We start from the raw sequence: 25,676 nt of genomic DNA, 5'->3' as shown, positions 1-25,676 counted from the left end.
CTACAGGCCGACTGGCCTTGCTCAGCATCCAAAACCACAGCTTACAATGAAATCCATCCGATACACTACGCCAGCCGCCTGCGACACACGGCCAGGCTGGGGCAAAAAAAACGGGCGCCTGAGCGCCCGTTCAGATTTTTTCACCGATTACATCAGCGGCTGCGCCATCTGGACCAGCGTAATCAACGGCTGCGGATAAACCCCCAGCGCCAACACCAGAATCGCGGAGATCAGCACCACCACGCCGCCGGCGGTAAAGGCCCAGTTAGCCGGCGTGTCACGCTGCATCAGCTCAGGCGGGTTCAGGTACAGGCTGACCGTCACGCGCAGATAGTAATAAAGGCCAATTGCGCTGCCCACCACAACGGCACCGGTCAGCCACCACAGATGCGCGTTCACGCCGACCGCCAGCACGTAGAACTTACCGATAAAGCCAAGCGTCATCGGAATACCGGCCAGTGACAGCATCATTACGGTCATTACCGCAGCCAGAATTGGACGGTGCCAGAACAGGCCGCGATAGGAGTAAAGCGATTCGGCGTCCGGGCCACGATACGGGCTGGACATCAGGCTGACGACGCCAAACGAGCCGAGGCTGCTGAACAGATAGCCAGCCAGATAGACGCCGACGGTTTCCAGCGGCAGCTGATGGCTCTGCACGGCAATTAACGCCACCAGCAGATAGCCCAGGTGCGCAATAGACGAATAGCCCAGCAGACGCTTAATGTTGCTCTGAGAGATCGCCATAATGTTGCCGAACAAAATAGAGGCAAAGGCGATAATTGCCAGCACCACGCGTACCGATTCATTATCGGTAACTGGCGCATAGAGAAACAAACGCATTACCACGCCAAAGATGGCGATTTTACTGGCGGTCGCAAGAAAAGTTGAAACCGGCGCGGGCGCCCCCTGATAAACGTCCGGCGTCCAGAGATGAAACGGCACCAGCGACAGCTTAAAGCCCAGTCCGACAATCATCATGCCGACGCCCGCCAACAGCAGCGGCTGCGAGATCATGCCATCATTCAGGCTATGACCGAGGCCGGCAAAGCTCAGATTGCCAGAATTGGCGTAGATCAGCGCGATGCCAAACAGCAGGAACGAGGAGGCGGCTGCCGACAGGATAGTATATTTAATACTGGCTTCCAGCGAACGTTTTTGGCGAAAAGCATAGCCGGTCAGGCCAAACAGCGGCAGCGAGATCAGCTCAATGCCGAGGAACAGCGAGGCAAGATGATTCGCGCTGGCCAGCAGTAGCCCGCCCAGGGCCGCAATCAGTACCAGCAGGTAAAACTCTTCCTTATTATCAGGAAAGCCCGCCAGCCACGGATAAGCGAAGGTACAGGTTGCCAGGCTGGCTAACAGCACCAGACCGGTGTAAAGCATCGAGTAGCCATCAACCCGCAGCAGCGGGGTAACGTCCATTGGCCCGACATGCCCGACAAACCAAAGAGACAGCAGCGCAAGGTTCAGGCCAATAACGGTCAGGGTTGCATTGACGAAATGGTTGCGTCGCCACGCAATGGAGAGCATCACCATCACCACCGTCAATCCGACGATTAACATCGGTAGCAGCGCGATCAGTTGTTGAGATGTTATTGTCATGGCGAATTACGGCCTTGTAGTTGAAATTGAAGCGTTAAACCACTGCTGAATATTGCTCATCGCGGCATGGGAGGTATCCATGATCGGCTGCGGATAAACCCCCAGCAGCAGCAGCAGAACGACCAGCACCATGATCATGGTAAATTCGCGCGTCGTCATTCCCTTGAGCGGCGTGTCCGACTTCGGCGTGCCGTAGTAGGCGCGCTGCATCATCACCAGCGAATAGACGGAAGCAAACACCAGGCCGAAGGTGGCAATCACGATAATAACCGGCACCACGTGATAGCTGCCGGTCAGGATCATAAACTCACCGACGAAGTTACCCGTCCCCGGCATACCAAGGTTCGCCACGGCAAAGAACAAAGACAGGCCCGGAATCCATTTAATGCGTTTCCACAAGCCGCCCATCTGACGCATATCACGCGTATGCAAACGTTCATACAGCTGACCGCAGAGAATAAACAGCGCGGCGGCGGAAAGGCCGTGGGCAATCATCTGCACTACCGCCCCCTGAAACGCCAGCTGGCTGCCTGTATAGATAGCAATCAACACGAAGCCCATGTGGGAAACGGAGGTGTAGGCTATCAAGCGTTTGATGTCGGTTTGCGAGAACGCCATCCAGGCGCCGTAGAATATGCCGATCAGCGCCAGCACCATCACCACCGGCGCGAACTCTGCCGAGGCGTTCGGGAACAGCGGCAGGCTGAAGCGCAGCAGGCCATAGGCGGCGGTTTTAAGCAGGATCCCTGCAAGGTCAACGGAACCGGCGGTAGGCGCCTGGCTATGTGCATCCGGCAGCCAACCATGCAGCGGAACCACCGGCATTTTGACGGCGAAGGCAATGAAAAAGCCCAGCATCAGCATAAACTCAACGCTGTGCGACATTGGCGTTTTCAGCAGATCCTGATAATTAAAGGTCCAGACGCCAGTGGCATTGTAATGCACAAATACCAGCGCCAGGATCGAGATCAGCATCACCAGACCGCTGGCCTGGGTGTAGATGAAAAATTTGGTTGCGGCATAGATGCGGGTTTTGCCATCGGTGGAACTGTGTCCCCAGAGCGCGATGAGGAAGTACATCGGCACCAGCATCATCTCCCAGAAGAAGAAGAACAGGAACATGTCGATAGCAAGGAACACGCCGATAACACCGCCGAGGATCCATAGCAGGTTCAGATAAAAGAACCCCTGACGGTCCTGAATTTCCTGCCACGAACAGAGAATCGCCATCACGCCCAGTAGACCGGTTAGCACGATCATCAGCAGCGAAAGGCCATCCAGCGCCAGGTGGAAGCTAATACCAAAACGTGGGATCCAGGACAGCAGGAATTCAGACTGCCATTGCGGAATGCCCGCAGGCTGAATGAGGGAATAGCCGCCCTGCAGCCAAAGCTGCAGCGACAAAGCCAGCGTCAGTCCCATCGCGATAAGCGCGATCCAGCGGGGTAATCTGATGCTGAAGCGCTCACATTGCCAGCTCAGGAAACCGCCGATAAAGGGGATGAGGATTAGCCAGGGTAATAACATGGCAGTTTATGTCCCTTTCTTTAAATTCTGGCGAGCGGTATTAAAACCCGGTGCGCCAGAATATTTTCTTTTAAATTCTCAAGGGATGGAGAACAACTCCATCCCGCCACTCACTTAGATCACCAGCAGCAACGCCAGCACAACTACCGCACCGATGCTCATTGAGGCGGCATACCAGCGCAGCTGGCCATTTTCGCTGAGCACCAGACCCTTATTGGCTATACGCGTGAACAGTGCAGGAATGTTCATCAGCGCATCCAGCGGATCGCGCGCCAGCAGTCGGGCAACAGCTTTGTACGGCTTGACGAAGACCAGATCATACAGCCAGTCGAAGCCCCAGGCGGCGAACCACCATGCTGCAAAGAAACGTCCCGGCGCGCTTTGCGCAATGCGGGTTACCAGCGTGCGTTTACCCAGCCACAGAGCGGCGGCAATCAGGATACCGATGATCGCTACCGAGCCTGAGGCAATTTCCAGCGTGGTTTTGCCCGCTTCACCGAAATGGTTTTCAGGCAGTACACCAGCCAGCGGCGGGGTAATCAGCGCGCCAACAAAGGTGGAAAGCACCAGCAGCACGATTAACGGCAGGTGGTGAGTGATGCCTTTACCCGCATGAGCGTGGATCTGCTCTTTACCGTGGAAGACGATAAAGATCATGCGGAAGGTATAAATTGACGTCAAGAAGGCGCCCACCAGACCTGCGGTCATCAGGTTGATATGACCGTTGGCCAGCGCGCCGAACAGAATTTCATCTTTACTGTAGAAGCCGGCGGTAATCAGCGGCAGTGCGGCTAGCGCTGCGCCGCCGACTAAGAAGCAGGTGTACACCAACGGAATACTCTTACGCAGGCCGCCCATTTTAAAGATGTTCTGCTCGTGATGGCAGGCAAGGATAACCGAACCGGAAGACAGGAACAGCAGCGCCTTGAAGAATGCGTGCGTCATCAGGTGGAAAATCGCCGCATCCCAGGCCTGAACGCCCAGCGCCAGGAACATGTAGCCAATCTGGCTCATGGTGGAGTAGGCCAGCACGCGCTTGATGTCGGTTTGCACCAGCGCGGCAAATCCGGCCAGCACCAGCGTGATGGCGCCCACGATACCGACCAGATGCAGCACTTCCGGCGTCAGCAGGAACAAACCGTGGCTGCGGGCGATCAGATAAACGCCAGCGGTCACCATGGTCGCCGCGTGGATCAGTGCAGAAACCGGTGTCGGGCCGGCCATCGCATCAGCAAGCCAGGTCTGTAACGGCAGCTGAGCCGATTTACCTACCGCGCCGCCCAGCAGCATCAGCGTAGCCCACTGCAGCATATGGTTGTCGGCGGCGAAGTGCGCCGGCGCCAGCTGCACCATCTCGTGGAAGTTCAGCGTGCCAAGCTCGTTGTAAAGGATAAACAGCGCAAAGGCGAGGAATACGTCGCCAACGCGGGTAATGATAAAGGCCTTCATCGCCGCTGCGCCGTTCTTCGGATCGGTATAATAAAAACCGATCAGCAGATAAGAACACAGCCCTACCCCTTCCCAGCCGAGATACATCAGCATCAGGTTATCGGCCAGCACCAGAACCACCATGCTGGCGATAAACAGATTGGTATAGGCAAAGAAGCGTGAGTAGCCTTCTTCTCCGCGCATATACCAGGAAGCAAACATATGGATAAGGAAACCAACGCCGGTGACCACTGACAGCATGGTCAGCGACAGCCCGTCCAGCGTCAGATTGACCTTGATATCAAACTGACCGACGTGCATCCAGGTCCACAGCGCCTGAGTAAACGGCTGCTGGCCGTGACTGAAGAAATCCAGCCCCACATAAAGGGTTACCAGCGCCGCCAGTCCGACGGAGCCCATGCCGATAGCGGCGGACAGATTCTCAGACCAGCGTCCGCGTGAAAACGCCAGTAGTAAAAAGCCGATCAGCGGGAAGAGTATGGTTAAGTAAAGAAGGTTCATCCGCGCATCTCGCTCACAGTATCAATGTTCAGGTTCTGACGACGACGATGCAGCTGCAGCAGCAGCGCCAGGCCGATACTGGCTTCAGCCGCCGCCAGGCTTATCGCCAGAATATACATTACCTGACCATCCGCCTGTCCCCAGTAGCTGCCTGCGACCACCAGGGCCAGCGCTGCGGCGTTGATCATAATCTCAAGGCTTATCAACATAAACAGCAGGTTGCGGCGGATAACCAGACCGGTCAAACCAAGTACAAACAGTATGGCAGCCAGAATGAGTCCGTGTTGCAGAGGGATCATGCGTGCTCCTCCTTTTTACTTTTTCCATCGCCCTGACGATTAGCCAGCACGTCACCTGCGCGATCTTCGCGCCCGACGTGGAACGCCACCACCAGGCCCGCCAGCAGCAGCATAGAAGCCAGTTCAACCGCCAGTACATAGGGACCAAACAGGCTGATGCCTACGGTTTTAGCATCAATCATTTTGCCGTCGATGCCCTGATCGTTAAGGGTGTGAATCGCATAAACCATCACGCACAGCAGAATGAACGACAGCGCGGCCGGGCCAAGCCAGACGGAAGGCTGAAGCCAGCGGCGCTCCTGCTCCTGGGTAGAATCACCGAGGTTGAGCATCATCACGACGAACACGAACAGCACCATAATAGCGCCGGCATAGACGATAATTTCCAGCGCACCGGCAAACACCGCGCCCAGCGCAAAAAATACGCCCGCTACCGCCAGTAGCGAAATAATCAGATACAGCAGCGCGTGAACCGGATTGGTGCCGACAATCACCCGGAGGGTTGCCAGAACCGCAATGACGCCGCAAATATAAAACGCAAATTCCATCTCTGGCTCCTTAGGGTAACAAGCCTTTGACGTCGATAGGCCGGGCTTCGTTTTCTGCGTCGCCTTTATCTTTGCCTTCGATCGCCATGCCAGCCATACGGTAGAAGTTATATTCCGGATATTTACCCGGCCCTGAAATCAGCAGGTCTTCTTTCTCGTACACCAGATCCTGACGCTTAAACTCACCCAGTTCGAAGTCCGGCGTCAGCTGGATGGCGGTAGTCGGACAGGCTTCTTCACACAAACCGCAAAAGATGCAACGCGAGAAGTTAATGCGGAAAAATTCCGGATACCAGCGACCGTCCTGCATCTCGGCCTTCTGCAACGAGATACAGCCAACCGGACAGGCGACCGCACAGAGGTTACAGGCCACACAGCGCTCTGCGCCGTCCGGGTCACGGGTCAGCACGATGCGACCGCGATAGCGCGGCGGCAGATACACCGGCTCTTCCGGATACATCTGGGTTTCACGCTTAGCAAATGCGTGCATCCCGATCATCCAGATACTGCGTACCGTGGTGCCAAAACCAACGACAATATCTTTTAATGTCATATTGTTAACCCCTTACTGCGCGTTGTACAGAATCACTGCGGCAGTCGCCAGCAGGTTCAACAGCGTCAACGGCAGACATACTTTCCAGCCGAAGGACATTACCTGGTCATAGCGCGGACGCGGCAGCGCAGCGCGAATCAAAATGAACATCATCATGAAGAAGGCCGTTTTGATTGCAAACCAGATAAATGGCGGTAGCCAGGGACCGTGCCATCCTCCGAAGAATAAAGTGACCATCAGCGCGGAAACCGTGGTAATACCGATATACTCTCCGACGAAGAATAAGCCAAATTTCATACCGGCATATTCAATGTGGTAACCATCGGCAAGCTCTTGCTCAGCTTCGGGCTGATCAAAAGGATGACGGTGACAGACGGCAACGCCCGCGATAGCAAAGGTCACAAAACCAAAGAATTGCGGGATAATATTCCACAGATGCGCCTGGCTGTTGACGATATCGATCATATTGAACGATCCCGCCTGCGCCACTACGCCCATCAATGACAGCCCGAGGAACACCTCATAGCTCAGCGTCTGGGCAGAGGCACGCATCGCCCCCAGCAGTGAATATTTGTTGTTACTGGACCAGCCGGCAAACAGCACCGCATACACCGCCAGACCTGCCATCATCAGGAAGAACAGGATGCCGATATTAAGGTCAGAGGCAGCCCATGTCGGACTGACCGGGACAATCACAAATGCCATCAGCATGGAGGTAAATGCGATCATCGGCGCCAGGGTGAAAATAGCCCGATCGGTAAACGGTGGGATCCAGTCCTCTTTGAAGAACATTTTGATCATGTCCGCGGCCAGCTGCAGCGAGCCGCCCCAGCCTACGCGGTTAGGTCCGTAACGATTCTGGAACAGTCCCAGCAGGCGACGTTCGGCGAAGCTCATAAAAGCACCGCAGCCCACGACAACCAGCAGAATGACGATCGCTTTCAGGATGCCGAGTAGCACGGCAATAACTTCCGGTGTCAGCCAACTCATTGTGCAGCCTCCTGCAGCGTTTCAATATGCTGTCCTGACAGGAAAGGCGGAATGCCGGGGAAGCCGAGCGGCAAACCAACCTGCCCCGCTTTTAGCGCGCTGGACAGGCGGATCGGCAGGCGCAGCGTTTCACCAGCGCACTGCAGCTCAACGGTAGTCCCGGCGTTGACGCCAAGCTTAGCGGCATCTTCCTGACTCACGATGGCGCAGGCCTGCGGCATACGCTGTTGGATAACAGGCGAACGCTGAGTCATCTCCTCGCTACCAAACAGGTTAAAGTAAGGCGCCACGGTCCAGCCTTCCTCAGCCTGCCAAGCGGCGGGGATCACCTCGAACCAGGCCAGATGCGCCTCACCGGCTTCAAACAGCCGCACGCCGGGGTCACCGTTACGCAGCTTGCCGCCCACTTCGTCCTGGAACTTGTTCCAGGCCTGCGGTGAGTTCCAGCCTGGAGCCCAGGCAAATGGGATCTGCGAGCGCGCCGCGCCCGGCTGGTTGTTACCTTCCATCGAGAAGGCGAACATGGTGTCGTTATCTTGCGGCTGGCGCGGTTCGTGTACGTTAATGTTGGCGCGCGCTGCGGTACGGCCGCTGGAGCGGTGCGGCGAACGCGCCAGTTTCTGTCCGCGTATGCGGAAGCTGGCATCCGGCGCGGCATCTTTAATGCCCGCCAGCTGCGGCAGCTTCGCCACCACGGCATCAATAACGTGATCCAGCTGAGTCCAGTCGGGATGACGGCTATTAACCATGCTTTCCAGCGAATGCAGCCAACGCCAGCTTTCCAGCATCACCACGCTATCATCGTAATAAGCCGGATCGTACACCTGGAAGAAGCGCTGAGCGCGGCCTTCCTGATTGATTAGCGTACCGTCGCTTTCCGCAAAGCTGGCGGTAGAAAGCAGCATGCCCGCTTTTTCCGTCGTGGCCGTGCGCTGATGATCAATCACGATAATATGTTCGCTACGGCTCAGCGCCGCATCGACAGTCGCTTTTGGCGCGTGGCGATAGAGATCATTCTCCATAATCACCACCGCATCGGCGGCGCCGCTGGTCAGATCGGCCAGCGCATCATCAAGGGTTTTACCGCCCATAACGCCAAGTCCGATGCTGTTTGCCGCGCCGGCCAGCAGGGTAATGCCGACTTCGGCACCGCGATTTTTCAACGCCTTAGCCACGTTGGCCGCCGCCTGAATCATCGCCGTGCTGCCAGAATGGGTGCCGGAAATGATCAACGGTTTTTTCGCGCCGGCCAGCGCCTGAACGATAACGTCAATTTTACCCGCCAGGGTGCTATCGAGATCGCTAACCGCCGGCGCGCTGTCATCCAGCGCGTGGGCGACAGCAAAGCCAAGACGCGCCTGATCGGCTACCGGTGCGCGGTAGCTCCACGCGGCGATATCATCCAGCCGGGTTTCGTCAACGCTGGTCGTGAACAGCGGGTGTTTGGCATGCTGACCAATGTTGAGGATAGCGGCGATCTGCCAGTCCGCGACTTTCTGCGCGGCGGCCATCTCACGGGCCTTGCCTTTCACGGCCTGGCGTACTGACAGTGCAACGCGCGCGCCGGTTTGGGTTAAATCTTCCCCCAGCACCAGCACCGCATCGTAGCTTTCAATGTCACGTAGCGCCGGCGTATGGATGCCGCTTTCACGCAAAATATCCAGCATCAGCGTCAGACGCTGCTGCTCGTCGGCAGGCATACCGGTATAGAAGTTTTCCGCCCCAACCAACTCACGCAAGGCAAAATTGCTTTCGACGCTGGCGCGCGGTGAGCCGATGCCGATGGTGCGTTTGGACTGACGCAGAATATCCGCCGCGCCGCCCAATGCCTGATCGGCGTTCAGCTTGATTAAGTCGTGACCGCGACGCTGCTCAGGCTGACGTGGACGATCCTTGCGATTAACGTAGCCGTAGCCGAAACGACCACGGTCACACAGGAAGTAATGGTTTACCGTGCCGTTATAACGGTTTTCAATGCGGCGCAGTTCACCATAGCGCTCGCCGGGGCTGGTATTACAGCCGACGCTGCACTGGTGGCAGATGCTCGGCGCAAACTGCATATCCCACTTGCGGTTGTAACGCTCGGAGTGGGTTTTATCGGTAAACACGCCGGTCGGGCAAATTTCAACCAGGTTGCCGGAAAATTCGCTTTCCAGTACGCCATCTTCGGCGCGGCCGAAATAGACGTTATCGTGGGCGCCATAAACGCCCAGATCTTTACCGTCCGCATAATCTTTGTAGTAACGAACGCAGCGATAGCAGGCGATGCAGCGGTTCATCTCGTGGGAAATGAACGGGCCGAGATCCTGATTGCGGTGGGTACGTTTGGTGAAGCGATAGCGACGGAAGCTGTGCCCCGTCATCACCGTCATATCCTGCAGGTGGCAGTTGCCGCCCTCCTCGCACACCGGACAATCGTGCGGGTGGTTGGTCATCAGCCATTCAACGACGCTTTCACGAAACTCGCGCGCTTCACCATCATCAATAGAAATGAAGGTGCCATCGGAAGCGGGCGTCATGCAGGACATCACCAGCCTTCCGCGGGTGTCTTCGGCATTTTGAAATTGCTTCACCGCACACTGACGGCAGGCGCCTACGCTGCCAAGCGCCGGGTGCCAGCAAAAGTAAGGAATATCGAGGCCCAACGACAGGCAAGCCTGAAGCAGGTTATCTGCGCCGTCGACCTCATATTCTTTACCGTCTACATGGATTGTAGCCATAGTGAACATGCTTCCATAAGTCTCGTCATTGACGAGCGTTAAACACAATTCTTCTTTCTCCAGCCTCTTTCGCACAGCTGCTGCGTTGGCTGCTTTCAGTCCCACCGGTCACATACTTTTGTATGCTCCCGGCGCGGCCTTCATTTGCCGCCTTGCCCCTGCCCGAAAGCGTTTGGAGAAAGGCTGAGTCCGTTTCGCGCCGCTGCGGCCCTGGCTGCTTTCAGTCCCACCGGTCACATACTTTTGTATGCTCCCGGCGCGGCCTTCATTTGCCGCCTTGCCCCTGCCCGAAAGCGTTTGGAGAAAGGCTGAGTCCGTTTCGCACCGCTGCGGCCCTGGCTGCTTTCAGTCCCACCGGTCACATACTCTTGTATGCTCCCGGCGCGGCCTTCATTTGCCGCGTGGATGTTTTCAGTCCTGCCGGTCACATCGCGTTACAGCCGGCTTCGCTCTGAGGCAAAAAAGTCTGGAGCTTATAAATTATTACCAGCGAGCCTTAAGCAGGTTAGGCTGAATGCCATTGATGGCACGCACGTTGCCAAACACCTGCGGCGCAATGCCGGCTTCAAACTCTTCACGAAAATATTTTATCGCGCTCTGCAGCGGCTCTACGGCACCTGGCGCGTGGGCGCAAAAAGTTTTACCCGGACCTAGCTGGCGGCACAGTTGCTGCAGGGTTTCAATATCTCCCGGCTGCCCCTCTTTACGCTCAAGGGCGCGTAATATTTTCACACTCCACGGCAGGCCGTCACGGCATGGCGTACACCATCCGCATGATTCGCGGGCGAAGAACTCTTCCAGGTTACGCACCAGCGAAACCATATTAATTTCGTTATCGACCGCCATCGCCAGCGCAGTACCCAGGCGGCTGCCTGCTTTGCCGATGCTGGCAAACTCCATCGGCAGATCCAGGTGCTGGTCGGTCAGAAAGTCAGTTCCCGCACCGCCCGGCTGCCAGGCTTTGAAAGTAAGTCCGTCGCGCATACCGCCGGCATAATCTTCCAGAATTTCACGCGCCGTGATGCCAAACGGTAGCTCCCACACGCCCGGATTTTTCACCCGGCCGGAAAAGCCCATCATCTTGGTACCGGTATCGTCACTTTTTGAAATGCCTTTATACCAGTCCACGCCGTTGGCAATGATCGCCGGCACGTTGGATAACGTTTCAACGTTATTAACGCAGGTCGGCTTGCCCCAGGCCCCTGCGCTGGCGGGAAAAGGCGGCTTGGAACGCGGGTTGGCGCGGCGGCCTTCCAGCGAGTTAATCAGCGCGGTTTCTTCACCGCAGATATAGCGACCGGCGCCGGTATGAACGATCAGCTCGAAGTCGAATCCGCTGCCCAGGATATTTTTACCCAGCAGGCCGGCTTCGGTGGCTTCGGCGATAGCACGGCGCAGATTGACCGCCGCTTCGATATATTCACCGCGCAGGAAGATATAGCCACGATAGGTTTTCAGCGCAAAGGCCGCGATCAGCATGCCTTCAACCAGCTGGTGCGGCATCTGCTCCATCAACAGGCGATCTTTATAGGTACCCGGCTCCATTTCATCAGCGTTACACAGCAGATAACGGATATTCATCGATTCGTCTTTCGGCATCAGGCTCCACTTCAGACCGGTGGAGAATCCCGCGCCGCCGCGCCCTTTCAGGCCAGAATCTTTTACCTGGTTGACGATCTCGTCGGGGGTCATGCTTTTCAGCGCTTTTTCCGCGCCAGCATAGCCGTTCTTACTGCGATACTCATCAAGCCAGACCGCCTGCTTATCATCGCGCAGACGCCAGGTCAGCGGATGCATCTCAGCAGTACGAATAATTTCTTTCACACTCATTGATACTGCTCCAGTAATCCAGGAATACCTTCCGGCGTGAGATGAACGTGGGTATCCTCATCCACCATCATGGTTGGCCCCTTGTCACAGTTGCCGAGGCAGCAGGTAGGCAGCAGCGTAAAGCGTCCGTCAGAGGTCGTCTGGCCCGGCTTGATATTCAGCTGTTGTTCAAGCGCAGCCTGAATTCCCTGAAAACCAGTAATGTGGCACACCACGCTATCGCAATAGCGAATAACATGGCGGCCAACTGGCTGACGGAAAATCTGGCTGTAAAAAGTCGCTACGCCTTCCACGTCGCTGGCAGGAATGCCCAGCACGTCGGCGATGGCGCTGATGGCGCCGTCCGGCACCCAGCCGCGCTGCTTCTGCACTATTTTCAGCGCTTCAATGGAAGCAGCTCGCGCATCTTCATAGTGGTGTTTTTCATGCTCAATCGCGTCACGTTCGCTGGCACTCAGCACAAAATCCGCAGTCGGGTCGATCGTTTCGATCTCAATTCTTTGATCGTGCATTATTAGCGGTCCACATCTGACATAACAAAATCGATACTGCCGAGGTACACGATAAGATCGGATACCAGACAGCCCCGGATCACCGAAGGTATCTGCTGTAGGTGCGGGAAGCTCGGCGTACGTACGCGGGTACGGTAGCTCATGGTGCTCCCATCACTGGTCAAATAGTAGCTATTGATCCCTTTGGTTGCCTCGATCATCTGGAATGATTCGTTAGCCGGCATCACCGGTCCCCATGAAACCTGCAGGAAGTGGGTGATCAGCGTTTCAATATGCTGCAGCGTGCGCTCTTTTGGCGGCGGCGTAGTCAGCGGATGATCGGCCTTAAACGGCCCTTCCGGCATGTTGTTCAGGCACTGTTCGAGAATGCGCAAGCTCTGACGCATCTCTTCCATTTTCAGCATTACGCGGCTGTAAGCATCACTGATACCGTCGCCGGTCGGGATCTCAAACTCGAAGTTTTCATAGCCAGAGTAAGGGCGCCATTTACGCACGTCAAAATCAAGGCCGGTAGCACGCAGGCCAGCGCCGGTTGTGCCCCACTCCAGCGCTTCTTTCATATTGTAGGCGGCGACGCCTTTAGAGCGTCCAATCAATACGGTATTTTTCAGCGCGGCGGTTTCGTACTCTTTCAGACGTTTCGGCAACCAGTTGAGGAACTCACGCAGCAGGCGCTCCCACCCTTTAGGCAGGTCGTGCGCGACGCCGCCAATGCGGAACCAGGCGGGGTGCATACGGAAACCAGTAATCGCCTCGACGACATCATAAATTTTCTGACGATCGGTAAAGGCGAAGAACACCGGGGTCATTGCCCCAACGTCCTGGATAAAGGTAGAGATGTACAGCAGGTGGCTGTTGATGCGGAACAGCTCAGACAGCATAACGCGGATAACGTTAACGCGGTCGGGCACGGTAATACCGGCCAGCTTTTCCACCGCCAGCACATAAGGCATCTCGTTAACGCAGCCGCCGAGATATTCAATACGGTCGGTGTACGGAATGTAGCTATGCCATGACTGACGTTCGCCCATTTTTTCCGCGCCGCGATGGTGATAGCCCACGTCCGGCACGCAATCAACGATCTCTTCGCCATCGAGTTGCAGAATAATGCGGAACGCACCGTGCGCAGAGGGGTGGTTTGGCCCGAGGTTGAGGAACATATAGTCCTCGTTCTGCGAGCTGCGCTTCATGCCCCACTCTTCTGGTTTGAAGGCCATCGCCTCCATTTCCAGGTCTTCTTTCTGCTTAGTCAGCAGATAAGGGTCAAATTCGGTTGCCCGCGCCGGGTAGTCTTTACGCAGCGGGTGCCCTTCCCAGTAGTGCGGCATCATAATACGGCTCAGGTGCGGGTGGCCGTTAAAGGTGATACCGAACATTTCCCAGGTTTCACGCTCATACCAGTTAGCGTTAGGGTAAATTTTAGTCAGCGTCGCAAGGTGTAAATCATTTTCCGACAGCGCGACCTTCAGCATGATGTCGCGATTACGCTCAATCGAAAGCAGATGATAGAAAACGGAAAAATCCGCAGCGGGTAACCCGGCGCGGTTGGTACGCAGACGCTCATCCATGCCATGCAGGTCGTACAGCATGACGTACGGTTTTGGTAATTTACGCAGAAACTCCGCGATTTCCAGCAGTTGCTCACGCTTGATCCAGACGACCGGAACGCCAGTACGCGTCGGTTGAATGGTAAAGGCTTCCGGCCCAAAACGGTTACGCAGCTCGCCGATCACCGGGTCATCCTGGTGATCGCGTGTTTGCCATGCTGGCTGAGCGAGATCTTGCGTGGTCAAATCAGTCATAATTTTTTCACCATGCTGGCCTGATCAATTCAGGCACTCAGTGTTGGCGTAAGGAAACTAATCTGCGCTTTACATTGTGTGTTTATTTGCGCTGATAACGTTCAATTCACTTCTGTTTAGATTTCGTCCGGCGTACGCAGGTTGGTTACGGCAATGCGTTCGCCACGCTTTCTTTCACGCTCGGACTGCATATTGGCGCGATATACACCCTGGTCGCCTACCACCCAGGATAACGGACGACGCTCTTTACCAATGGATTCACGCAGCAACAGCAGCGCCTGCATATAAGCTTCCGGACGCGGCGGGCAGCCGGGAATATACACATCTACCGGCAGGAATTTGTCTACGCCCTGCACGACGGAATAGATATCGTACATACCGCCTGAGTTAGCGCAGGCGCCCATCGAGATAACCCACTTAGGCTCCAGCATCTGATCGTAGAGGCGCTGCACTACCGGCGCCATCTTGGTAAAGCAGGTGCCGGCGACCACCATAAAGTCAGCCTGACGCGGTGAGGCACGCATTACCTCGGCGCCGAAACGCGCCACGTCATGCACTGCGGTAAACGAGGTGGTCATTTCCACATAACAACAAGAAAGGCCGAAGTTATACGGCCAGAGAGAGTTTTTGCGTCCCCAGTTCACCATGTCGTGCAGGGCATGTTCGAGCTTGCCCATGTAGACGCTGCGGTGAACGTGTTGCTCCAGTGGGTCGGCGACGATTTCCTGCTTCTGCAAAGGATAGCGGTCGTTGCCGTTGCCCTCACCGTTCGGGTCTATGCGGGTGAGCGTATAGTCCATCTGAATGCCTCGCTGTTACTGCGTATGATGGTTGGTGTGGGAGAGATCGGTTTTTTCTGGCATCCGACGTGAACGAACGGGCGTCCAGTCAAGCGCGCCAATACGGGCCAGATAGAACAGACCAGCTAACAGCACCAAAATGAAAATAGCGGCTTCTGCAAAGCCGACCCAGCCGCTTTCACGGATAGAGGTCGACCAGGCGTATAAATAGAGGGCCTCAACGTCGAAAATGACGAAGAACATGGCAACCAGGTAAAATTGCGCGGAAAGGCGCAGCCTGGCAGTACCAACCGGATTGGCGCCAGATTCGAAAGGTGTGTTTTTGTTTCTTCCTCTTGCTCGCCCGCCGAGAAACCAGGCTCCGGCTAACATCAGGCAACACAGGCCAACAGAAGCGATAACAAATACAGCGAATGCCCAGTGATGAGCGACGACTTCAGTGGTTGTAGACATACTCATTGCTTACTCATCAAAAGTGACGTTTAGCGTCAAGCCCTGGTAAATGGCGTTTCGCTTGCCACAACGATTCAAGGGAAGGAAAAAACCTTATAAACTGTGCTGGTAAATATCCAGTAGCCAGCAATTTTATGGGGTTTTTTACCCTTTTCTATAATCTTTTGTCAACTTTGACAAAAGCATCCACACGCTAATTTACATACGCACCGGGTTATTAACATATGGTGCGAAGAGATCAGGCTTAATCGAGTCAGTGGTAAAGTATAGAAAAGATCCCGACAAATGGCGCAGAAGCACAATCCGTGCAGGGACCTCGCCCATTTTGACAGAAAGCTTGTGCTTTTCCTGTACATTACTGGGGATATTTTTTTGATCCAGAGCACATTTTCAACGTTTGCGATAAAAAAATCAGCAACTCCGTTTTGCTTAGCATCATGCACGTGCAGAGGTGTTGGTTTTTTTACGGGGCTGACGAAGGGATCGTTTTGTAGAGAAAAGCAAACTAAATATAATTATAACTCGCTGCTTAAATGAGACTTTATCATTATAACCCTATAAAAAAGCCCTCATATTGATAAATTTCTATGAGGGCCGTTTAAAAGGCATAATAAGCGCGAATTAAAGCCATGCTTTAACCCGACCTTGTTACATCACTCTTCATCATCAGCGTAAACAGCGCCGTCCTGACTACCTTCCATGCTGTAAGGACTGCCGTTCGACTCCATCGCATTAAAAATAGCCAAAGCCAGCTCGTTTTCACTGTCCGGGTTGCGACACAGCAGGTATTCGGTATCCGGCAGCACTGGCAGACCTTCCGCCGCGCCCATAACCCGCAGCTCAGGGCTCATCATCTCAACCGGTCGGGCAGTAACACCCAGACCCGCTTTTACCGCGGCACGCACTGCCGCCAGGGTGGAGGCGACGTAAGAAATACGCCAGGGGATGCCGGCTTCGTTGAGGTGATCAATCGCCATATCACGATACGGACTTGGCTCATCCAGCAGCACCAGCGGAATCGCTTCGCCTGGCTGGAAAATATAATCCGCCGCGCAGTACCACAGGGTCGGCGACGTGCGCAGCACTTGCCAGGCAAAATTCATGGGACTGGACGTTGTGACGACCAGGTCAACTTCACCCTGGTTGAGCATTTCCATCATAAAAGGATTGCGTTTGACCCGCACGTCGATCGCCAGTTTGGGATAAACAGACGTCACGCGGTTAAGCAGAAATGGCAAAATGGTATCGGAAGTATCATCAGAAGCGCCGATCGTCAGCACGCCCTGAATATTGCTGTACATCAGAGAAGTACAGGCTTCATCGTTGAAGCGCAAAATTTTACGCGCATAGCCTAACAGTTGAATGCCATGCTCCGTAAGAAGCTTATTCCGTCCATGTCTGGCGAATAACTCTTTCCCAACCAGCTGCTCCAGACGCTGCATTTGCTGACTGACAGCCGACTGAGTACGGCAAACCGCAGCCGCAGCCGCCGCAAAAGTATTTAAATCCGCCACGGCCACAAACGTGCGCAGCAGGTCGAGGTCGAGATTCAGTATCGGACGATTTGCACTAGTCATTTTTTTGTTCACTTATAAGAATTTACAAACAGCTACCCTGGTGTGTCATCCGCAAAATATGCAGCGAATGACGAGTACGTAATGGCTACAATGTTGGATAATAAAACTTATCCAATGCATCACGTTTCGCGTTGACAGAAGAGGCACAGTGGCGAGGCGCGCTCACAAAGGGTCTGGCACAGTCCCGCCAAATTATCGTTCTGTCTGATACATTACTAATGCTTGCGGCCTGAACCCATAAGCTGCAGGAAGCCGCATCATAGTGACTAATTTATCCACAGATGCCTTTATGTCAGCTTGCTGTGGTACCCGTAGTGTTAAACAACTAAAAAATTGAATTACCAGAACGCTGTAATTACAGCAGTTAATATTAAGCATCCATGAACAGTATAGGTGTGAAAAAGATATATTTTACCCACCTGAAGAGGTTCCGGTTTACGGTAAACCTCTTCTGCTAGCTATCCTGACATACTGTAGCTTGCTTTTTAAGCCCCCTATGCGTAAATCTTTTCACTAAAGTAAGATTTCATCGGCACAGCTTGCGGAACGCTTTTTTTGTCCGTTGAAATTTATCGATTTGCACACACATTAAACAATAATTACATTTTTCAGTATCTGCCGACGTTTTTCCGGTTGAAGTTAAAAACGTGACCAGACGCAACATTCCCGGACTTATCTTAAGCCGTGTTTTACTGTTTCAGATTTCATCAATCCATAATTTTTTAACCAATATAAATGGCCTACCTTTACTTAGCGTTATCATCAGCATCAAGCAACAGCTTCAATTATCCGGAATCACTACTAAACAATAAAAAATCAACATTCTCTCCTGCAAATTTCTTTGATGTCATGATGGATAACCAGGACAGAGGCTTCTTTTTTACAAACGTATCAAAGCCAGCTTACAGCCTTCAAAAGCGACGGCGAGAGGAGTACATTGAGCGGGGTACATTTTCCACGGCAGGAACGGAGTACTGCCAGCAAAGGCGAACACAATGATTGCGATAGAAAAATCAACGAAGCTGGACAACGTTTGTTATGACATTCGCGGCCCGGTCCTGAAAGAAGCAAAGCGTCTCGAAGAAGAAGGCAATAAGGTTCTCAAGCTTAACATTGGCAACCCGGCACCTTTTGGTTTTGAAGCCCCCGATGAAATTCTGGTCGACGTGATTCGCAATCTTCCCAGCGCGCAGGGCTATTGCGACTCCAAAGGCCTTTATTCGGCGCGTAAAGCCATCGTCCAGCATTATCAGGCGCGTGGAATGCGTGACATGACCGTTGAAGACGTCTATATCGGTAATGGCGTTTCCGAGCTGATCGTACAGTCTATGCAGGCGCTGCTTAACAGCGGTGATGAAATGCTGGTGCCGGCGCCGGATTACCCGCTCTGGACCGCTGCCATTTCGCTTTCGAGCGGCAAGGCCGTGCATTATATTTGTGATGAAACTGCCGGCTGGTTTCCCGACCTGGACGACATTCGCAGTAAGATAACCCCACGCACCCGCGGTATTGTCATTATTAACCCCAACAATCCGACCGGCGCCGTGTACAGCAAAGAATTGCTGATGGAAATCGTTACCCTGGCCCGCGAGCATAACCTGATCATCTTTGCCGACGAGATCTACGATAAAATTCTTTATGATGCTGCGCGCCATCATTCAATCGCCGCACTGGCGCCCGATCTGCTGACCGTAACCTTTAATGGATTATCCAAAACCTATCGCGTCGCCGGATTTCGCCAGGGGTGGATGGTACTTAACGGTCCGAAAAAACACGCTAAGGGCTATATTGAAGGGCTGGAAATGCTGGCATCAATGCGCTTGTGTGCCAACGTACCGGCACAGCATGCTATCCAGACGGCAATCGGCGGTTATCAAAGCATCAGTGAATTCATTGTTCCCGGTGGCAGGTTATACGAGCAGCGCCAGCGCGCATGGGAGCTGATTAATGAAATTCCCGGCGTCAGCTGCGTTAAACCCGATGGCGCGCTGTATATGTTCCCGCGCATCGATGCCAAAAAATTTAATCTTCATGACGATCAGAAAATGGTGCTGGATTTCCTGCTACAGCAAAAAGTGTTGCTGGTGCAGGGAACGGCATTTAACTGGCCGTGGCCTGACCATGTCCGTATCGTTACGCTGCCTCACGTTGACGAGCTGGAAATGGCCGTCACAAAGTTTGGTCGTTTTCTCGAAACTTATCGCCAGTAAACACTGACAGAACCGGTTTTTGGGCGGCCTGCGCCGCTCAAAAGCCTTACCGGGACGCTGACCATGACGCAAAGCCATTTTTTCGCCCACCTTTCACGGCTTAAATTGATTAATCGCTGGCCGCTGATGCGCAACGTGCGCACTGAGAACGTATCTGAACACAGCCTGCAGGTCGCAATGGTGGCCCACGCGCTGGCCATCATTAAAAATCAGAAGTTTGGCGGCGAGCTTAATACCGACAAAGTTGCCATGCTGGCGCTTTATCATGATGCCAGCGAAGTGTTGACCGGGGATTTACCCACGCCGGTTAAGTACTACAATGCGCAGATCGCCCACGAGTACAAAAAAATCGAAAAGATCGCCCAGCAAAAGCTGATTGAGATGCTGCCGGTTGAACTACAGGATGCCTACCGACCGCTGCTGGACGATCATCTTCACAGCCCGGCGGAAGCGGCCATCGTCAAGCAGGCCGACGCGCTCTGTGCCTATCTGAAATGCCTCGAAGAGCTATCCGCCGGAAATAACGAATTTCTACTGGCTAAGAGCCGCCTGGAGAAAACGCTCCGGCAGCGCAGCAGCGAGGAAATGAGCTGGTTCGTTGAGGTATTTGTACCCAGCTTCAGCCTGTCACTGGATGAAATTTCGCAGGATACGCCGCTGTAAAAGTAAAACGGCCAGCAGTGCTGGCCGTTTTACTGATTAGTGGCGGCGATGAACGCTTACCCAGCCTTCACCGTCTTTACTGATAACCATCTCCTCAAGGGAGTTCAGCACCATTGCTACGGCGTCCAGGCGCGGCGCATCCGCAGGAGGACTCACCGCGACGACATGGCAGCCGGCAGCCAGGCCGGACAGAATACCGGCATTGGCATCTTCAACCACCACGCATTCCTCAGGTTCCAGTCCCAGCAGCTGCGCGCCCAACATATACGGGTCCGGTTCGGGCTTGCCGCGCTCTACCCTCTCTGCGGTAATGAAAATATCCGGGGTCGCCAGCCCAGCTACCCGATGGCGAGCGGAAGCGACCGGCATACTGCCGGAAGTCACAATCGCCCATGGGATGTGCAGTTCATCCAGCGTCGCCAGCAACTGGCGCGCGCCAGGCAACGCCGTAATACCCTCGGTATCTTCCGCCTCGCGCTTTTCCAGCAGCAAAAACTCCTGCTGAATCTTCTCCTCACTGGCGCCCTGCAGAAAGTGTCGTACAGACGTAATGGCCTGTTTTCCGTGTACGAAGTCCAGAATAGTTTCGGCATCAAAACCGTGGCGCGCACCCCATTCAGTCCATGCGCGTTCAACCACCGACAGCGAGTCCACCAGCGTGCCATCTAAATCAAATAAAAAACCTCTGCACTTCACGATAATTTCCTTCTCAGGCATTGAGAACTTGCACGATCTCATTAGCGCTTAAATGATATTGTCGTGGACAAGTTTGCCATATACTGAGCATCCGTTGATACTTTTCCCACATCGGCGTTTGCGCATTAAACCCGTGTTGACTGGCGTCAAAATCAGGATAGCTGCCTTCGCTTTCAACCAGAAAACGCACGTATCCCAGCAGCTGCCCTTCGGTTGCCGCATCAAAACCAAGGAAATTCAGCCGACGCTCATCAATCCCGCTTTTCTCTTTCAGGTTATTCCAGGATACCTGAAGCGCGTGGTACATCTCCATGGTCTGGATAACTTTGTAGCAGGCGTCTTCGCTCATCAAGGCGCCAAAGTCACGTTCCAGTTCGCCCATTTGTAAACCATAGCCGCGCTCAACAATAGTACGTAGCCGACGATAGTGCTTCTCCTGCGCTGGCTCCAGCAGAGCCAGAAGCCGATACTGGTTGGAGATAATTAATCGCTGAGCATTAGATATATCCATGATGCGCTCCTGTGAGGTCATGAAAGGTGATGATCTGACAACGCCAGCAGCATGCCACAGAGATAAAGAAGCAAGAAACGTAAGGATGCCTGAATTTGACGTAGCGCAGGAAGAGCGGAAATATTGTTTCCTGCGCCAGAAGTATTGGGATCAAAGATCGTCGAGAAAGGTTTTATCCAGCTGGCGGAAAGCGCGCTTGAGAACGTCAGCAAGCGCCTGATAGGTCGGACGGCCTTCAACCGGGGCCAGTGCCTGACCGGACTCAGCCAGCTTGTCACGCACCTCGTTAAACCAGTGCAGCAAAGCTGGCGGTAAAGGCGTTACCGAGCGTTTTCCTAACCACCACAGCCCCTGTACAGGCAAGCTGCAGGCAAACAGCGCAGTCGCTACGGCCGGCCCTAATTGCCCGCCTAAAGCCACCTGCCAGCAAAGCACAAAAGCGGCCAGCGGAGGCATGAATCTGATGGCGAAACGCGTTACTCTGATGACGCGATTTTCCGGAAACACTGGCGCCAGCTGTTTCTCGATGGGCCAGGTTTTCATATAGTGCTGGCCGCGCTGGAACAGCTTAAACCCGCTGACCAAATCTGAATCATTCGCCATGGCTAACCTCAACTTCTACTTTAAAATTTAAAAAATAATCGCAATAACACAACGTTACAGTACAACTTTCAAAATATTTTGTCTTTGCGGGTGACCCCGGTTATCCTGAGCGCGCTTTCATTATGATAAATGAGTATCGTCTTTGATTCTGTAGTCGGCCAGCTGTTAGCACCTGCCTTTCAAAAAAATAAGCATTTTTTGCATTATTTTTTTAAAAAAATCCCGATTTTTATCGGTAGCATGACGCCAGTCATGAATGTAACAGCTTTCATGCGCTACGCTGATAACCTGATTGACTTTTTTTTCGCCACTTTTGATAAATAGGTACTTCCATGTCGAGTAAGTTAGTATTGGTTCTGAACTGCGGTAGTTCATCACTCAAGTTCGCGATCATCAATCCCGCTGACGGTGAAGAATTCCTTTCCGGCCTGGCCGAATGTTTCCATTTGCCTGAAGCGCGTATTAAATGGAAAATCGACGGCGGTAAACAGGAAGCCCCCCTCGGTGCTGGCGCAGCTCACAGCGAGGCGCTTGACTTCATCAGTCAGCATATTTTGGCACAAAAACCTGAACTTTTGGCGCAAATTGCTGCGATAGGTCATCGTATTGTTCACGGCGGCGAAGCATTAACTCAATCTGTCGTTATCTCCGACCAGGTGGTGCAGGCGATAAAAGACGCCTCTTCCTTTGCGCCATTGCACAATCCGGCACACCTTATTGGTATCGGCGAAGCGATGAAAAACTTTCCACATCTTTCTGATAAGAATGTGGCAGTTTTCGATACCGCTTTCCATCAGAGTATGCCTGAAGAATCTTACCTGTACGCTCTGCCTTACAAACTTTACAAAGAACATGGCGTTCGACGCTATGGCGCACACGGTACCAGCCACTATTATGTCACCCAGCAGGCTGCTGGCTATCTGAATAAACCAGTAGAAACGCTGAATCTGATCACTTGCCATCTGGGCAACGGCGGCTCGGTTTCCGCTATTCGCAACGGCCAGTGCGTCGATACCTCAATGGGACTCACCCCGCTTGAAGGTCTGGTGATGGGTACCCGCAGCGGCGACATCGATCCGGCAATTATATTTTTCCTGCACGACACCCTGGGCATGAGCGTCGATGCCATTAACAAGCTGCTGACCAAAGAGTCCGGCCTGCTTGGACTGACGGAAACCACCAGCGATTGTCGTTACGTTGAAGACAATTACACGCAAAAAGAAGATGCCCGGCGCGCGATGGACGTTTATTGCCACCGCCTGGCGAAATATATCGGCTCCTACAGCGCGCTGATGGAAGGTCGCCTTGATGCGGTTATCTTCACCGGCGGCATCGGCGAAAATGCCGCGATGGTGCGTGAGCTAACGCTGGCAAAACTTGGCCTGCTGGGCTTTGAAGTCGACCATGAACGTAACCTGGCAGCGCGTTTTGGCAACGCCGGGTTTATTAACAAAGAAGGCAGCCGCCCTGCCGTCGTTATCCCAACCAACGAAGAGCTTGTTATCGCTCAGGACGCAGCGCGCCTGACCGCATAAGCATTTCTGCCGCCAGCAGCCGCTGGCGGCGCTGTTTCAGACACTCAGTAAATTGCCTGAGAGGTTTATTGTGTCACGTACAATAATGTTAATACCCACCGGCACCAGTACCGGTCTCACCAGCGTCAGTCTCGGCGTTATCCGCGCGATGGAGCGTAAAGGCGTGCGCCTGAGCGTGTTCAAACCTATCGCACAGCCGCGCAGCGGCGCGGATCATCCCGATCAGACCACCACCATTATCCGTAAAAACTCCTCCATTCCTGCTGCCGACCCGCTGACTATCAGCCACGTTGAATCACTGCTGAGCACCAACCAGCAGGATGTACTGATGGAAGAGATCATCGCCCGTTTTCACGAAAATACCCGCGATGCTGAGGTGGTGCTGCTTGAAGGTCTGGTGCCCACCCGCAAACATCAGTTCGCTTCTGCGCTTAACTATGAGATTGCCAAAACGCTCAACGCTGAGATTGTTTTCGTGATGTCGCTGGGCAATGATTCACCGGCTGAGCTGATGGAGCGCATCAAACTGACGCAAAGCAGCTTTGGCGGAAGCAAGAATAAAAATATCACCGGCGTGATAATCAATAAGCTGAACGCGCCGGTGGACGATCAGGGGCGCACGCGCCCGGATCTGTCGGAAATTTTTGACGATTCCACCAAAGCCAGCGTTGCTAACGTCGATCCTAAAGTGCTTTTTGCCAACAGCCCGCTGCCGGTTCTTGGCTGCGTGCCCTGGAGTTTCGATCTGATCGCAACGCGCGCGATCGATATGTGCCGCCATCTTAACGCCCGGGTAATCAACGAAGGTGATATCGCCACCCGCCGCGTACGTTCAGTCACTTTCTGCGCGCGCAGCCTGCAGCATATGCTGGAGCATTTCCGTCCAGGTTCACTGCTGGTAACCTCTGCCGATCGCCCTGACGTACTGGTCGCAGCCTGCCTTGCGGCGATGAACGGGCTGGAAATCGGCGCCGTTTTGCTGACCGGCGGCTATGAAATTGATGAACGCATCCGCAAACTTTGCGAACGCGCCTTCCAGACCGGCCTGCCGGTATTTATGGTAGAGACCAACACCTGGCAGACTTCGCTAAGCCTGCAAAGTTTTAATCTGGAAGTTCCCGCTGACGATACCCAGCGCGTGGAAAAAATTCAGGAATACGTCGCCAGCTTTATTAATCCTGGTTGGATTGAATCACTGACTGCGGAGTCTGAGCGCAGCCGCCGCCTGTCACCACCGGCATTCCGCTATCAGCTCACCGAGCTGGCGCGTAAGGCTGGCAAGCGCATCGTACTGCCAGAAGGCGACGAGCCTCGCACCGTTAAAGCCGCCGCTATCTGCGCCGAACGCGGTATTGCGACCTGCGTGTTACTGGGTAACCCGCAAGAGATCCAGCGCGTGGCCGCAGCGCAAGGCGTGACCCTCGGCAAAGGCGTGGAAATAATCGATCCCCACGTCGCCCGTGATAACTACGTTGCGCGCATGGTTGAACTGCGTAAAGGTAAAGGTCTGACCGAAGTTGTCGCCCGCGAACAGTTAGAAGACAACGTGGTACTGGGAACGATGATGCTGGAGGGCGCTGAAGTCGACGGACTGGTTTCCGGTGCAGTGCATACTACCGCCAACACCATTCGTCCGCCGCTACAGCTGATTAAAACCGCGCCGAACAGCTCGCTGGTTTCTTCCGTATTCTTTATGCTGCTGCCGGAACAGGTTCTGGTATACGGCGACTGCGCCATTAACCCCGATCCGAATCCAGAGCAGCTGGCCGAAATCGCCATTCAGTCTGCCGATTCCGCCACCGCCTTCGGCATTGAGCCGCGCGTAGCGATGATTTCATACTCTACGGGCAACTCCGGTGCGGGTAGCGACGTTGAGAAAGTGCGCGAGGCTACCCGTCTGGCTCAGGAGAAACGCCCGGACTTAATCATCGATGGTCCGCTGCAGTACGATGCAGCCATTATGGCTGATGTTGCCCAATCCAAAGCGCCGAACTCACCGGTTGCTGGTCGCGCAACCGTATTCATCTTCCCGGACCTGAATACCGGTAACACCACTTACAAAGCGGTGCAGCGTTCCGCCGACTTGATTTCCATCGGGCCGATGCTGCAAGGGATGCGTAAGCCGGTTAACGATCTGTCGCGCGGCGCGCTGGTTGACGATATCGTCTATACCATTGCGCTGACGGCAATTCAGGCTCAGCAGGCAGAAGATCAGCACGATTAATCAGCCGCGCACCACGGTTGACAACAAAACGGGACCTGCGGTCCCGTTTTTTATAGCTTGCGTAGCGG

At 54.2% G+C, this 25,676-nt stretch carries 21 protein-coding genes; 4 read left to right on the top strand and 17 right to left on the bottom strand.

The window, feature by feature from the left end:
* Positions 1-147: 147 nt before the first annotated feature.
* The 14 genes from nuoN to lrhA form a co-directional block, all read right to left on the bottom strand.
* Positions 148-1,605 (bottom strand): NADH-quinone oxidoreductase subunit NuoN, encoded by a 1,458-nt coding sequence (gene nuoN, locus BTJ39_RS20540; protein WP_078004588.1) that lies wholly within the window; start codon positions 1,603-1,605, stop codon positions 148-150.
* 6 nt (positions 1,606-1,611) lie between these two features.
* Positions 1,612-3,132, bottom strand: coding sequence for an NADH-quinone oxidoreductase subunit M (nuoM, locus tag BTJ39_RS20535; RefSeq protein WP_078004587.1), 1,521 nt, complete (start codon positions 3,130-3,132; stop codon positions 1,612-1,614).
* A 114-nt stretch (positions 3,133-3,246) separates the two neighbouring features.
* Positions 3,247-5,082, bottom strand: coding sequence for an NADH-quinone oxidoreductase subunit L (gene nuoL, locus BTJ39_RS20530; protein WP_078004586.1), 1,836 nt, complete (start codon positions 5,080-5,082; stop codon positions 3,247-3,249).
* On the bottom strand, positions 5,079-5,381 hold the full coding sequence (nuoK, locus tag BTJ39_RS20525; RefSeq protein WP_078004585.1) for an NADH-quinone oxidoreductase subunit NuoK: 303 nt from the start codon (positions 5,379-5,381) through the stop codon (positions 5,079-5,081). The genes nuoL and nuoK overlap by 4 nt, the downstream gene beginning before the upstream one ends.
* Entirely contained in the window at positions 5,378-5,929 is a 552-nt protein-coding gene (gene nuoJ / locus BTJ39_RS20520; protein ID WP_078004584.1) for an NADH-quinone oxidoreductase subunit J, read from the bottom strand. Before nuoJ ends, nuoK begins: the two co-directional genes overlap by 4 nt.
* 10 nt (positions 5,930-5,939) lie before the next feature.
* Positions 5,940-6,482 (bottom strand): NADH-quinone oxidoreductase subunit NuoI, encoded by a 543-nt coding sequence (gene nuoI / locus BTJ39_RS20515; protein ID WP_078004583.1) that lies wholly within the window; start codon positions 6,480-6,482, stop codon positions 5,940-5,942.
* Between the two features lie 12 nt (positions 6,483-6,494).
* Positions 6,495-7,472, bottom strand: coding sequence for an NADH-quinone oxidoreductase subunit NuoH (nuoH, locus tag BTJ39_RS20510; protein ID WP_078004582.1), 978 nt, complete (start codon positions 7,470-7,472; stop codon positions 6,495-6,497).
* Positions 7,469-10,192 carry an NADH-quinone oxidoreductase subunit NuoG gene (nuoG, locus tag BTJ39_RS20505; RefSeq protein ID WP_078004581.1) on the bottom strand — a complete coding sequence of 908 codons (2,724 nt, stop codon included), beginning with the start codon at positions 10,190-10,192 and terminating at the stop codon, positions 7,469-7,471. The genes nuoH and nuoG overlap by 4 nt, the downstream gene beginning before the upstream one ends.
* Before the next feature lie 483 nt (positions 10,193-10,675).
* On the bottom strand, positions 10,676-12,016 hold the full coding sequence (gene nuoF, locus BTJ39_RS20500; protein ID WP_176110391.1) for an NADH-quinone oxidoreductase subunit NuoF: 1,341 nt from the start codon (positions 12,014-12,016) through the stop codon (positions 10,676-10,678).
* Positions 12,017-12,018: 2 nt separating this feature from the next.
* Positions 12,019-12,534, bottom strand: a complete 516-nt coding sequence (gene nuoE, locus BTJ39_RS20495) for an NADH-quinone oxidoreductase subunit NuoE (protein WP_078004579.1) — start codon at positions 12,532-12,534, stop codon at positions 12,019-12,021.
* 2 nt (positions 12,535-12,536) lie between these two features.
* The gene (gene nuoC, locus BTJ39_RS20490) at positions 12,537-14,336 is read right to left on the bottom strand and encodes an NADH-quinone oxidoreductase subunit C/D (RefSeq protein ID WP_078004578.1); all 1,800 of its coding nucleotides are present in this window, start codon (positions 14,334-14,336) and stop codon (positions 12,537-12,539) included.
* A 116-nt stretch (positions 14,337-14,452) separates the two neighbouring features.
* Positions 14,453-15,136, bottom strand: coding sequence for a NuoB/complex I 20 kDa subunit family protein (locus BTJ39_RS20485; protein WP_078004577.1), 684 nt, complete (start codon positions 15,134-15,136; stop codon positions 14,453-14,455).
* Between the two features lie 15 nt (positions 15,137-15,151).
* A complete protein-coding gene (locus BTJ39_RS20480) occupies positions 15,152-15,595 on the bottom strand; it encodes an NADH-quinone oxidoreductase subunit A (RefSeq protein ID WP_078004576.1) in 444 nt (147 codons plus the stop codon).
* A 647-nt stretch (positions 15,596-16,242) separates the two neighbouring features.
* Positions 16,243-17,166: a transcriptional regulator LrhA gene (gene lrhA / locus BTJ39_RS20475; protein ID WP_078004575.1), complete on the bottom strand. Its 924-nt coding sequence runs from the start codon at positions 17,164-17,166 to the stop codon at positions 16,243-16,245.
* Between the two features lie 995 nt (positions 17,167-18,161).
* On the opposite strand from lrhA, the gene BTJ39_RS20470 reads away from it, so the two are divergent.
* Both BTJ39_RS20470 and yfbR read left to right on the top strand, forming a co-directional pair.
* Positions 18,162-19,376: a pyridoxal phosphate-dependent aminotransferase gene (locus BTJ39_RS20470; RefSeq protein ID WP_078004574.1), complete on the top strand. Its 1,215-nt coding sequence runs from the start codon at positions 18,162-18,164 to the stop codon at positions 19,374-19,376.
* A 63-nt stretch (positions 19,377-19,439) separates the two neighbouring features.
* A complete protein-coding gene (gene yfbR / locus BTJ39_RS20465; RefSeq protein ID WP_078004573.1) occupies positions 19,440-20,039 on the top strand; it encodes a 5'-deoxynucleotidase in 600 nt (199 codons plus the stop codon).
* 36 nt (positions 20,040-20,075) lie between these two features.
* On the opposite strand, the gene BTJ39_RS20460 is transcribed toward yfbR, so the two are convergent.
* The 3 genes from BTJ39_RS20460 to yfbV form a co-directional block, all read right to left on the bottom strand.
* Entirely contained in the window at positions 20,076-20,735 is a 660-nt protein-coding gene (locus BTJ39_RS20460) for a sugar phosphatase (RefSeq protein WP_078004617.1), read from the bottom strand.
* Positions 20,736-20,748: 13 nt separating this feature from the next.
* On the bottom strand, positions 20,749-21,246 hold the full coding sequence (locus BTJ39_RS20455) for a YfbU family protein (RefSeq protein ID WP_078004572.1): 498 nt from the start codon (positions 21,244-21,246) through the stop codon (positions 20,749-20,751).
* A 150-nt stretch (positions 21,247-21,396) separates the two neighbouring features.
* Positions 21,397-21,849, bottom strand: a complete 453-nt coding sequence (gene yfbV / locus BTJ39_RS20450) for a terminus macrodomain insulation protein YfbV (RefSeq protein WP_078004571.1) — start codon at positions 21,847-21,849, stop codon at positions 21,397-21,399.
* A 332-nt stretch (positions 21,850-22,181) separates the two neighbouring features.
* Here yfbV and ackA point away from each other — a divergent pair, with 332 nt between their 5' ends.
* A complete protein-coding gene (gene ackA / locus BTJ39_RS20440) occupies positions 22,182-23,384 on the top strand; it encodes an acetate kinase (protein ID WP_078004569.1) in 1,203 nt (400 codons plus the stop codon).
* 70 nt (positions 23,385-23,454) lie between these two features.
* Positions 23,455-25,608: a phosphate acetyltransferase gene (gene pta, locus BTJ39_RS20435; protein ID WP_078004568.1), complete on the top strand. Its 2,154-nt coding sequence runs from the start codon at positions 23,455-23,457 to the stop codon at positions 25,606-25,608.
* Positions 25,609-25,676 lie beyond the last annotated feature (68 nt).

It is taken from the genome of Izhakiella australiensis (assembly GCF_002006995.1).
Taxonomy (GTDB): Bacteria; Pseudomonadota; Gammaproteobacteria; order Enterobacterales; family Enterobacteriaceae; genus Izhakiella; species Izhakiella australiensis.
The sequence above is the reverse complement of the archived record's forward strand: the minus strand, read 5'-3'. Positions and strand labels throughout refer to the sequence as shown.